An 11664-nucleotide genomic window follows, 5' to 3' on the forward strand; every position below is an offset into this window, starting at 1 on the left:
CGGTGTCAGTCGTCCGCCAGAACCAGATCGTCTCCCGGGCCGGCAGCGGGATCGGGCGCAGCGGCCAGCGGCTGGGGCTTGCCGTTCAGCGCCAGGGCCAGGGCGTCGGTATCCAGCCCCTTTTCCCAGCGGGCCACGACGACGGTGGCCACGGCGTTGCCGATGAAGTTGGTCAGGGCCCGGCACTCGCTCATGAAGCGGTCGATCCCGAGGATCAGCGCCATGCCGGCCACCGGCACATCGGGCACCACCATCAGCGTGGCCGCCAGGGTAATGAAGCCCGCGCCGGTGATCCCGGCCGCGCCCTTGGAACTAAGCATGGCGACCAGCAACAGGGTCAGCTGCTGCCAGATGGTCAGGTCGATGTTCAGCGCCTGCGCAATGAACAGGGCCGCCAGCGTCATATAGATGTTGGTGCCGTCCAGATTGAACGAATAGCCGGTCGGCACGACCAGGCCGACCACCGACTTGGCGGCCCCGGCCCGCTCCATCTTGGCGATCAGACTGGGCAGTGCCGCTTCCGAACTGGAGGTGCCCAGCACCAGCAGCAGTTCTTCCTTCAGATAGCGGATCAGCTTGAAAATCGAGAAGCCGTTGGCCCAGGCGACGAGCCCGAGCACGCCCACCACAAAGACCAGCGAGGTCACATAGAAGGTGGCGATCAGGGCTGCCAGATTGGCGATCGAGGCGATGCCATAGGCGCCGATGGTAAAGGCAAATGCCCCCAGCGCCCCGATCGGCGCAGCCTTCATGACGATGGCGACCAGTTTGAACACCGCGAGGCTGGCAGTCTCGAAGAAGTCGATGATCGGCTGGCCGCGGTCCCCGATCAGGGCCAGGGCGATGCCGAACAGGATCGAAACGAACAGCACCTGCAGGATGTTGCCCGAGGTGAAGGCCCCGAACAGGCTGTCGGGGATGATGCTCATCAGGAAGCCGACGATGGTGCTCTCGTGGGCCGCCTGGGCGTATTGCGCGACCGCACCGGAATCGAGGGTGGCAGGGTCAATGTTCAGCCCGTCCCCGGGTCGGACGACATTGGCCACCGTAAGGCCTATGATCAGGGCCAGGGTCGAGAAGACGAAGAAATAGCCGAAGGCCTTGGCCGCCACCCGACCCACACGACCGATGTCGCGCATGCCGGCAATGCCGATTACAATGGTCAGGAAGATCACCGGCGCGATCACCATCTTCACCAGCTTGATGAAGGCGTCGCCCAGCGGCTTCATGCTCTCGCCGGTCTCGGGGAAGAAGTGCCCGATCAGGCCGCCGACAGTGATCGCCACCAGCACCTGGAAGTACAGATGCTTCCAGATGGGCTGACGGTGCACGGACGCACCTTGATCGTGATGGACCTGGATCAAACCTCAACCTCCCTCGACGGATCATTGTCCGCCCTACGCCCACGTGCCGTTCGTCGACATCGCAGAGCGCCAGTATCGGAACCGGCAAGACAGATCGGCAAGTCATTGGCCGTATCGGCTTAACTCTATGATTTTTAGCACTTCTGATTTCCGCGTCTGCAGAAAAATCCCTTGAATGTGCGGATTTACGCACGGCCAGGCTGGTCATTTGTGCGAAAATCCGCATTGTTGAGACATGGCCCTGTCCCGACAGTCCGAGACGATCCAGTGGCGCCTGTTCGCGGGCGTCTGGGTGATCGTCGGCGTGATGGCGATCGGCGTGGCCGGCTGGCTGGCCCGCATGGATGCCGAAGCCGCGACGCGCGATCAGGCCCGGACCGCCGCCGTTCTGCACGGCGCCGTCCTGACCAGCGAACTGGAACGACAACAGGCTGTACCGTCGGTCCTCGCGGTCGACCCGGAGTTGCTGGCCCTCGTGACCGCGCCCTCCCCTGATCGACGGGATCGGCTGAACCTTAAGCTGGAACAGCTGGCCGGCGAGGTACGAGCCGCCGCCCTCTATGTCCTGGATGCAGACGGCACGGCGTTGGCGGCCAGTAACTGGCGCGAGCCCACCAGTTTCGTGGGGTCGAACTATCGCTTTCGTCCCTACTACATCGAGGCCATGCGCGACGGCGAGGCGGCCTTCTTTGCTCTGGGCACCGTCAGCGGCAGACCCGGGCTGTACCTCGCGCGGCGCATTGATCGCCCGGACGGGACGCCGGCAGGCGTGATCGTCGCCAAGGTCGAGTTCGACGCCCTGGAGCAGACCTGGCGCAACGCCGGCGAGCCGACCTATGTTACTGATGCCGACGGGGTGGTTCTGATCACGACATGGCCCGAATGGCGGTTCCGTACGACCCGGCCCATCAGCGAGGCGCGGCGTCGGCAGCTGGCCGAGCAACAGACCACCGGCGAGCCTCTGCAGGACATGCCGTTCAACCCGCCTGAGTCGGGTCTGGTGCGGGTCCAGCGCGACGGCGCATCCCGGCTCTACGCGCACGAGACCGATACCAGTATGGGGCTGGGCTGGACCCTGCACTTGCTGTGGCCTGCCGATCAGATGATGTCGCGCCCGGTCGGAGCGGCGCGGGTTCTCGCGGGGCTGAGCATTGCCCTGCTGGCCGGTCTGACCGGCATCCTGCTTCGCCGCCGCCAGAGGGCCAGCAACCGGGCAATCGAGGAAGAAGCCGCGCGGGCTGAACTGGAACGACAGGTCGCGCTGAGAACCACCGAGCTCAGTGCCGCCAACCAGGCGCTCAGTCATGAGATGGAGGAACGCCGCAGCCTGGAACTGAGCCGTCAGGTTCTGGAAGACGAGCTGGTTCAGGCCAACAAGCTGGCGACCGTCGGTCAGATCGCCGCCGGAGTCGCGCACGAGATCAACCAGCCGATTGCGGCCATCCGCACCCATGCCGACACCGCCGGAGTCTACCTCGAGCGCGGCGACCACGATGCGGCCCTGCGGAGCCTGGCGTCGATTTCCGGCCTGACCGAGCGGGTCGGCACCATCACCGACGAATTGCGCGCCTTTTCTCGAAAGACCCGGTCAGAGGTGGTGGCGGTCGATGTGGAGGAGGCCATCGAGGGTGCCCTGCTTCTAGTCTCGGCGCGGCTGCGGGAACGGGGCATCTGGCTGGACCGCTCGGCCCTGTCCCCGGGCCTGAAGGTGAAGGCCGAACGAAACCGGCTGGAACAGGTCGTGCTGAACCTGCTGCAGAATTCCATCGAGGCACTGGAGGGTACCGCCACACCGACCATCGCCCTGTCATCGAAACGGGTTGGGCGAAAGGTCGTAATCCGCCTGACCGATAATGGACCCGGGTTGCAAGAGGATGTGCGAGAGCGCCTGTTCACCCCCTTCGTCACCAGCAAGGCGTCGGGCCTCGGGCTGGGACTGGTCATCAGCCGCGATATCGTCGCCGGATTCGGGGGCGAGCTGTCCCATGAACCCTCACCGGCCGGGACCGTATTCCAGATTGCTCTGGCGCATGCACCATGAGCTTCAGCGCCCTTGATCGCGTCGCCCTCGTCGAGGATGACGCCCCGTTTCGCGATGCTTTGGCCGAACGCCTTGGGCTGGCGGGCCTCAAGGTTGCTACCTATGCCTCGGCCGAAGCCGCACTCAAGGTCGTGGGCGCGGGCTTTGAGGGGGTTGTGGTCGCTGACCTCAGGATGCCTGGCATGGACGGTCGCCAGTTCGCCGATCGGCTGACCGCGCTCGACCCGGACCTACCCGTCGTGCTGATCACTGGCCACGGCGACATCGCCGACGCTGTCGAGGCGATGAAGCGCGGGGCCTATGACTTTCTGGCCAAGCCATTCGCGCCCGAGCGCCTGATCGAGACCCTGAGACGGGCACTGGAGAAGCGAGCTCTGATCCTCGACAACCGCCGCCTCGCCACGCTGGCGGCCGAGACGGAACAGTCGATCCCGCTCAGCGGCGAGAGCACGGCCATCATCGCCCTGCGCGGCGCCATCCGGCAACTGGCCGATGCGGAGGTGGATGTGCTGATCGAGGGGGAGACCGGATCGGGCAAGGAGGCTGTGGCGCGTGCCATCCACAATGCGGGCCGAAGACGGCCCAAGCCGTTTGTCGCCGTGACCTGCGCCGCCCTCACCGAAGCGGGGGTCGAGGCTCAGCTGATGGGCCAGGACGTCGGCTATGCCAGCGGCGTCACCCGGCGACGCGAAGGTCAGGTGGAACAGTCCCATCAGGGCAGCCTGTTTCTGGACGAGGTCGATCTGGCACCTCGACAAGCCCAACTAACCTTGCTGCGGGTGTTGGAGGAGCGCGAGGTGCTGCCACTGGGCGCCACCGAGCCGCGCGCGCTGGACCTGCGGGTGTTGGCCGCAACCCAAAGCGACCCCGCCGAGGCCGTCGCGCGCGGAGACCTGAGAGAAGATCTGTATTACCGCCTGAATGTGGTCCGGCTGCGCGTACCGCCGCTGCGGGAGCGGGCAGACGATGTGCAGATGCTGTTCGCCCGCTTCCTCGCCCGCGCCTCGGCCCGGATGGGTCGGCCCCTGCCGCCGATCAATCACGCCGTGCGCCGCCGCCTGATCGAGCACGACTGGCCGGGCAATCTGCGCGAGCTGTCCAACTTCGCCAACCAGGTCGCGGTCGGCCTGACGGACAGCGCACCCGACAGCGCCCCGAACGACGGCCTGGCCCAAAGGGTCGCCCGGTACGAAGCCGAGTTGATCCGGGAGGCCCTGAGCAACTGTCGCGGAGATATCCGCAAGGTCACGGCCACACTCCGCCTGCCGCGCAAGACGCTCTACGACAAGATGGCCCGGCACGGCATCCAGCCGGCCGACCATCGCGACCGGGACTGAACAGTCCTACTGCGGAACGCCGGGCATGCCGAAGTCGAAGGCCGGCTCCTGACGGCGCGGGCTGCTGCCGAAGGTGTAGGTCAGGCCGATATAGTAGGTCGGCTCGCTGAAGCGGACGCGGCTGCGATCCTGGAAGTCAGGCGTGTCCGTGATCGCGGTGATCTCGGCCGTGTCCAAGATGTTGGTCCCCGTCAGCACCATGCTGAAGCTGTCGGTGAATTTGCGCCGATAGCCGATGTTCAGCATGCCGAACGAGCTCCGCTCGCTCTGGGCCTGGATTTGCTCGCCAACATAGAAGCCATTCAGCTGGAAGAAGTCGGTGTCCGTCGGGGACCAGTTTATCGAGGCGCGGGCGGTGCCGCTGGTGCCGCTGCGCTCAATGCCGCCTGCGATGCCCGGGATGCTGATGTCGTTCTGGAAGACGGTGCCCGAGGCGTTATAGGTCACCTTGGAGCCAAAGCGGCCATTGACGATGAACTCGACACCGGTGCGCTGGCTCTCGCCCAGGTTCTCGCGGGTCGTCAGCACCACGCCGCCGCCGATGTCCTGCGACACATCGGTCACGCCACCGCTGCTGTCGCGATAGAAGGCCGTCACCGCATAAAAGGTCGGCCCCTTGCGCAGCTGCCAGGTCAGTTCGAACGAGTCGGTGATCTCGGGCTCGAGGTCCGGGTTCCCGCGCCGCAGGTTCTGCGGGTCGATGTAGATGGTGTAGGGGTTCAGATCCTGGGGCGACGGACGGCTGATCCGGCGGCTGTAGCCCCCGCGCAGACGCTGGCTGTCGGTCATCTGATAGCCGAAGTTCAGCGTCGGATAGGCCTTCAGATAGTCACGCTGGACCGAAATGGAGTCGGTGATCTGGTCCAGCTGGAAGTCGACCTGCTCGACGCGCAGCCCCGCCTGGACATCCAGATCGCCGAACGGTCGCTCATAGGTGACGTAGGCGGCGTGGACCCATTCCTCATAGTCGAAGCGGTTGGTCAGGGCCGCGATCGGCACAAGGCCAGCCTCATCGGGACCGCGCGAACCGAAGGAGTCAAACGCGTCGATGTCCAGATCGCCCTCATAGCCGATCTTCAGCAGGCGTCGGTCACCCATCGGACGGGTGTAGTCCAGCTTGAAGCCGTAGGAGTCGCTCTCGTTGTCGCTGCCGGTGCGCTGCAGGAAGTCGGGCTCGCCCCCGATCTCGGTGGTCGAGGTCAGGTCGAGTTCGCGTTCCGACGTGCTGGCGTCCACCTCGAAATCAGCGGCCAGTTCGTGCTGGTCACCCTCGAACTTGCGGCGCCAGGACAGACGACCCCCGACGTTGCTGTTCGAGAACCCGCCCGTCTGCAGGCGCTCATAGCGGTCGCTGACCGTGCCGTTGCCATCGGCCCGCTCAAAGACCTGCAGTCCGTCGTTCTCGGCGTCGAAAGCGCGATAGCCGAGCTCGCCGCTGATCCGGTCGCGGGCATTCAGGTCGTAGTCGGCACCGATGCGCGCATTGCCGAAGGTATTGGTGTTGCTGCCCGTCGATACACTGTCTTCGACGATGGTGGCCGCCGGCGTCGCCCCGGGCCGCAGTCGGCTGGACTCGCTTTCGACATCGCTGACGTTGTGGCGAAGGCCGATGTCACCGGACAGGGTCAGACCGTCCTTGGTGCGGCTGCCGCTCAGGGACAGGTTGCCCCGCTCGCCGCCGTCCCAGGACGCGCGAACGCCGACGGAGGTAACAGAGGGCTGGGCCGTGCGAGTGACCAGGTTAATGACGCCACCGCTACCTTCGGGGCTGAAGGCCGCCGAGGGGTTGGTGATCACTTCCACCCGCTCGATCTGGCTGCCCGACATGGCCTGAAGCACATCGGCACGTGAGGCGCCGCGCAGCATCGCCGACGGGCGTCCGTCGACGAGGATGGTGACATTGCCGTCGCCGCGCAGGCTGACGTTACCCTGGAGATCAACCTCGACACCCGGGACGTTACGCAGGACATCCGCGACCGATCCGGTCTGGGCCTGCACATCATTCGAGACGTTGTAGATCATCCGGTCGGCCGCCGTGATGATGTCGGTCCGGGTGCCCTGGACGAGGATCTCATCGACCTCGGTCGCCTCTTCCTCGGCCTCCTCGTCCTCGGCGGTGGCGGGCGGATCCTGATCGGCATCCTGCGCAAGCGCGGGCGCGGCGGCGAACAGCACGCATCCAAAGAGAAGCGCCGATGTCATCAGCAGCGTACGGTTCGACATGTTCAGCCCGATCGAGAGGAGGTCGCCGCGCGGGACGAAGCGAATTCGTCTTTGGCAACAGAGAGGTGCTTGCTTGCGCGTTATCACGTCGCCGGGCCGCGACAAGTTAAATCGGGGACAGGTTGAGGGCTATGCCGTGTTCCCGACCGATCATAAGCATAATCTATCTCCAGCATCAGAAAATAGTCTTAGCCTATTGCCGGGGGTTTGATACCTTGGTGGATCACGTCCCCGGACTCACACCGGGGCTCAATGAATCCCCGGGAGATCAAGGCATGGACGGAAACGCAGGCGACCCCCTCAGCGACCCCAAGAAGGAACGCGGCGCGCTGCGTTCGCTTCTGGGCCGCACCAATCGCGACTGGTGGCCGAACCATCTGGCCATCGACATCCTGCACCAGCAGGGCCGGACCGGCGATCCGATGGGCGACGAGTTCGACTACGCCGAGGCGTTCAAGAAACTGGACTACGCGGCAGTCAAGCGCGACCTGCATGCCCTGATGACCGACAGCCAGCCCTGGTGGCCGGCGGACTATGGCCACTATGGCCCCTTCTTCATTCGCATGGCCTGGCACTCCGCCGGCACCTATCGCACGGCGGACGGGCGCGGCGGCGCCGGCGCCGGCCAGCAGCGCTTTGCCCCGCTGAACAGCTGGCCGGACAACGGCAATCTGGACAAGGCCCGGCGTCTGCTGTGGCCGATCAAGCAGAAGTATGGCGCCAATCTGAGCTGGGCGGATTTGATGATCCTGGCCGGCAATGTCGCCATCGAGTCGATGGGCGGGCCGGTGTTCGGCTTCGGCGGCGGGCGCGCCGATGTGTGGGAGCCCGAGAAAGACGTTTATTGGGGCACCGAGGAGCAGTGGGTCGGCGAGGAGGGCAATGAGACCCGCATCCAGCCCGACAAGGACATGGCGCTGGAAGAACCGCTGGCCGCTATCCAGATGGGCCTGATCTATGTGAACCCAGAAGGCCCCGGCGGGGTGCCGGACGCCCTGCAGTCGGCCCGCGACATCCGCGAGACCTTCCGTCGGATGGGGATGAATGATGAGGAAACGGCGGCCCTGACGGCTGGTGGTCATACGTTCGGCAAGGCCCACGGCGCGGGCGATGCCAAACTGGTCGGGACCAGCCCCGAAGGCGCCGACATCGCCCAGCAGGGCATGGGCTGGGTGTCGGGCCACGAAAGCGGCATGGGAGACCACACCATCACCTCGGGTATCGAAGGCGCCTGGACCCCCACCCCGGTCACCTGGGACATGACCTATTTCGACATGCTGCTGGATCATGACTATGAGCTGATCCGCAGCCCGGCAGGAGCCAAGCAGTGGCAGCCGGTCGGCAACCCCGACGATACCCTTGCCCCGGCGGCGCACACGCCGGGCAGGCGGGTGCCGACGATGATGACGACCGCCGATATGGCGTTCAAATTCGACCCGGAATACCGCAAGGTTATGGAGAAGTTCCGCGCGGATCCGGCCTATTTCGCCGATCAGTTCGCGCGCGCCTGGTTCAAGCTGTGTCACCGCGACATGGGCCCGAAGGCCCGCTATCTGGGGCCCGAGGTTCCGGCTGAAGACCTGATCTGGCAGGACCCGATCCCGGCCCACACCGGACCGACCCTGTCGGGGGCTGACATCCGCGACCTGAAGGACGCGATCGCGGCCTCGGACCTGTCGATTGCCGACCTGGTTCGCACGGCATGGGCCTCGGCCTCGACCTATCGCGGGTCGGATCACCGCGGCGGCGCCAACGGCGGTCGCATTCGCCTGGCCCCGCAAAAGGACTGGGACGTCAATGAGCCCGAAAAACTGGCCCGGGTGCTCAAGGTCTATGAGGATATCAAGGCCAGCTCGGGCAAGAATGTCTCGATCGCCGATCTGATCGTGCTGGGCGGTTCAGTCGGTATCGAGAAGGCGGCCCGCGCCGCCGGTCACGACATCGAGGTGCCCTTCACCCCTGGCCGGACCGACGCCTCGCAGGAGCAGACCGAGGTTGAGGGCTTCCACTGGCTGGAGCCGCGCGCCGACGGCTTCCGCAACTATCTTCAGGTCCGGTTCAATGTTCCGACGGAAGAACTGCTGATCGACCGCTCGCAACTGCTGGGTCTGACGGCGCCGCAGATGACGGTTCTGGTCGGAGGCCTGCGGGCTCTGGGCATCAACCACAAGGACTCGAAGGACGGCGTGCTGACCGATCGCCCCGGCCAGCTGACGAACGACTTCTTCGTCAATCTGCTGGACATGGGCACGGCCTGGAAACAGGTGGACGAAAGCTCGGACGAGACCTTTGTTGGCACCTGCCGCAATTCACACAAGCAGAAGTGGACCGCCACACGCACCGATCTGGTGTTCGGCTCCAACTCGCAGCTGCGGGCGCTGGCAGAAGTCTACGCCTCAGCCGACGCAGGCCAGAAGTTCGTGCGTGATTTCGTGGCTGCCTGGGTTCAGGTGATGAATGCGGACCGCTTTGATCTGAACTGATCCTGCGGCTCGAGTCGATTAAAAGACACCCGGATGCAGGCCACTGCGTCCGGGTGTTTCTTTACGTCCCGGCGACCGGCTTGAGCGCGCCCGCCTTGACGGCGGCCTCGACTGCCGCGCGCAGGTCCGCCTCGGGAACGAAGTCGAACTGGGCGATCATGTCTTCCAGCACAAAGCGCGGCTGGGCCATGGCCCACTCCATGGCGACAGATGCCGGGCCGCGGACGGCAGGCGGCATCAATCCCGTCGGGCTGTAGCGCGTCAGCGATATCCGCTCCGGCAAATGATAGTCTGACGATCGCCCCATCAGCCGCTGCTGGGTCATGGCGATTTCCTGCACGAAGGCCGGGCTTGCCGCGAGTGTCGCCAGCCTTTGGCCGAGATCGGCCAGCTGCCCGGCCAGGGGCCTTCCGTAGTCTTGCGCCGCCGGCGGCAGCCAGGCCCGGAACGCCGGATCCTGCATGGCCGCCGACTCCAGCAGACGGAACAGGATGCGTCCGTAAAGCGGCGTGACGGACAGCGTCACATGCAGTGACGGCCCGTCCACTGCCAGGGCGTCGTGGTACCAGCCGCGCGGAATGTAGAGGACATCCCCTGGCCGCATACGGACTTCCTGCATGATCGGACCGCAGGCCGAGGCCAGATAGCGGCGAACCTCCTCGCCCTCGCCTGGATAGTCGACGGGGTCAGACTCGCGGTTTCGATACAGCCGCCAGATCTTTTCGCCCTCGGTCTGCACGGCGAAGACGTCATGGGTGTCATAGTGGGGACCGAACCCCTGCACCCCCTTGAACGAGCAATAGACATTGGCTGCCACCGAGGCGGCATAGGTGCTGCTCAGGGTGTCGCAGATTGCCCGCAATCCCGGCGTCAGCGCCCCGACGTCATTGGCGATGACCGTAGCCCCCATGGCCATCATGACCTGCACTCTGGCCGGGGACGGTCGCACGACAGGCCCGGACATGGTCTGGACCTCGGCGCAATAATTCTCCGCCGGAAGCTGGTTGCCGCTATGGACCAGTTGCAGGGTGGAATGGGTCCAGATCGAACTCTGGGACAGCAGGCCGTTGAAGGTGTCCCAGTCCAGCAGGGCGCGACGGGCGTCCCCCGTCTCGCCCTCGGCCGGAATGTGCAGCGGCGCTCGACCCTCGACCTCGGCCCGAAAGCGGTCGACGGTGACGGGATGGATCATGTCAGCAAGAGTCGGCATACCAGACGCTAGCGCCGCCTTACTTGCCTGTCGATCTGACCGGCCGGTCCGCGGTGCGGAATCTCACACGGAGGCCTCCCGCTTTGGCGCTCACCGCCCGCACCCTCATCGAACAGTCCCTGGCGGCCATAGAGATGGGCGATCACGATGTGCTTGAGGCATGTCTGCACCCGGAGGTGATCTATCGCCGACCTGGCCAACCGATCCTGTCAGGACGCAACGCCGTCATCGACTACTACCGTCGCCACCGCAGCGCCAAGACCTCGCAGATTCTGGTCGATGAGATGGTCTGCGAAGGCGACCGCGTGGTCGCCATGGGACTGGTGGAAGGGCGTGGCCACGACGGCGCCCCCATCCACGAACGCTTCGCCGATGCCTACCGGATCGAGGACGGCCTGATCCGCGAGCGCACCACCTACTTCTTCCGACAGGGATTCTGAGGCGGATTGCCACGGGCGTGCCCCGGAGTCAGAATGAGGGCGCAGCTTCGGGAGGACGAGACCCATGCGACTGGCCTTGACGATTACCGGCGCGATTCTGGCGACCGCGATGCTGGCGCTGGCCACACCTGCCTCGGCCCAGTCCGGCGCGCCTCCGACCGCTCAGCAGGCCAGTGGCGGCGCCATCGGCCGCATGAGTTCCGACGACCAGCTCCGCCGTCGTGAGGGCGACGAATATCGCGCCGGGGTGGAAGCCCAGCAGATGACCGTCGAGGAGGCCGAGGCGCAATATGGCGCGGACCGCGTGGCCCTGGCCGAGCGGGTGCAGGCGCTGATGGATGCGGGCCAATGCACCGAAGCGCGCCGGGTGGCCAGTGAAGCCGGTGAACGCGCCATGGCCCTGCGCGTGCGCCAGACCTGCCGCCGACGGTAGGGGCCCCTAGGACGAATCGACATTCAGCGCATCCAGAGCATGGAGGCAGCGATGTGGACGAAGGCCAGGTAGTGGCTGGCGAGCCTGTCGAAGCGTGTCGCGAAGCGGCGGAAGTGCTTGAGCTTGTTGAAGG

The 11664-nt window shown here is 65.5% G+C and carries 8 protein-coding genes; 5 read left to right on the forward strand and 3 right to left on the reverse strand.

All coding sequences use genetic code 11. The features are described from left to right. Positions 1 to 5 precede the first annotated feature (5 nt). The gene (locus tag EG854_RS07515) at positions 6 to 1331 is read right to left on the reverse strand and encodes a dicarboxylate/amino acid:cation symporter (protein ID WP_164461943.1); all 1326 of its coding nucleotides are present in this window, start codon (positions 1329 to 1331) and stop codon (positions 6 to 8) included. 268 nt (positions 1332 to 1599) lie between these two features. On the opposite strand from EG854_RS07515, the gene EG854_RS07520 reads away from it, so the two are divergent. Then, positions 1600 to 3405 carry a sensor histidine kinase gene (locus EG854_RS07520; protein WP_123287399.1) on the forward strand — a complete coding sequence of 602 codons (1806 nt, stop codon included), beginning with the start codon at positions 1600 to 1602 and terminating at the stop codon, positions 3403 to 3405. Beyond that, positions 3402 to 4742: a sigma-54-dependent transcriptional regulator gene (locus tag EG854_RS07525; RefSeq protein WP_123287401.1), complete on the forward strand. Its 1341-nt coding sequence runs from the start codon at positions 3402 to 3404 to the stop codon at positions 4740 to 4742. Before EG854_RS07520 ends, EG854_RS07525 begins: the two co-directional genes overlap by 4 nt. A gap of 6 nt (positions 4743 to 4748) precedes the next feature. Here EG854_RS07525 and EG854_RS07530 read toward each other — a convergent pair whose 3' ends face one another. Beyond that, positions 4749 to 6965 carry an outer membrane beta-barrel family protein gene (locus tag EG854_RS07530; protein ID WP_123287404.1) on the reverse strand — a complete coding sequence of 739 codons (2217 nt, stop codon included), beginning with the start codon at positions 6963 to 6965 and terminating at the stop codon, positions 4749 to 4751. Positions 6966 to 7240: 275 nt separating this feature from the next. On the opposite strand from EG854_RS07530, the gene katG reads away from it, so the two are divergent. Further along, the gene (gene katG / locus EG854_RS07535; protein WP_123287407.1) at positions 7241 to 9448 is read left to right on the forward strand and encodes a catalase/peroxidase HPI; all 2208 of its coding nucleotides are present in this window, start codon (positions 7241 to 7243) and stop codon (positions 9446 to 9448) included. A gap of 61 nt (positions 9449 to 9509) precedes the next feature. Here the strand turns inward: katG and EG854_RS07540 are convergent, their stop codons facing one another. Then, positions 9510 to 10658: a JmjC domain-containing protein gene (locus EG854_RS07540; RefSeq protein ID WP_123287410.1), complete on the reverse strand. Its 1149-nt coding sequence runs from the start codon at positions 10656 to 10658 to the stop codon at positions 9510 to 9512. An 83-nt stretch (positions 10659 to 10741) separates the two neighbouring features. Between EG854_RS07540 and EG854_RS07545 the strand changes: the two genes are divergently transcribed. Together EG854_RS07545 and EG854_RS07550 are read left to right on the forward strand one after the other, a co-directional pair. Then, complete coding sequence (locus tag EG854_RS07545) at positions 10742 to 11098, forward strand: nuclear transport factor 2 family protein (protein WP_123287412.1); 357 nt, start codon at positions 10742 to 10744, stop codon at positions 11096 to 11098. 64 nt (positions 11099 to 11162) lie between these two features. After that, entirely contained in the window at positions 11163 to 11531 is a 369-nt protein-coding gene (locus EG854_RS07550) for a hypothetical protein (RefSeq protein WP_123287415.1), read from the forward strand. Positions 11532 to 11664 lie beyond the last annotated feature (133 nt).

Origin of the sequence: Brevundimonas halotolerans (assembly GCF_003730275.1) — a bacterium.
Taxonomy (GTDB): Bacteria; Pseudomonadota; Alphaproteobacteria; order Caulobacterales; family Caulobacteraceae; genus Brevundimonas; species Brevundimonas halotolerans.

Bases quoted from the DNA above. Each gene is read 5' to 3' on its own strand.
- EG854_RS07530 (WP_123287404.1), bottom strand. From the start codon at position 6,965: ATGTCGAACCGTACGCTGCTGATGACATCGGCGCTTCTCTTTGGATGC.
- katG (WP_123287407.1), top strand. From the start codon at position 7,241: ATGGACGGAAACGCAGGCGACCCCCTCAGCGACCCCAAGAAGGAACGC.
- EG854_RS07550 (WP_123287415.1), top strand. From the start codon at position 11,163: ATGCGACTGGCCTTGACGATTACCGGCGCGATTCTGGCGACCGCGATG.
- EG854_RS07540 (WP_123287410.1), bottom strand. From the start codon at position 10,658: ATGCCGACTCTTGCTGACATGATCCATCCCGTCACCGTCGACCGCTTT.
- EG854_RS07520 (WP_123287399.1), top strand. From the start codon at position 1,600: ATGGCCCTGTCCCGACAGTCCGAGACGATCCAGTGGCGCCTGTTCGCG.
- EG854_RS07525 (WP_123287401.1), top strand. From the start codon at position 3,402: ATGAGCTTCAGCGCCCTTGATCGCGTCGCCCTCGTCGAGGATGACGCC.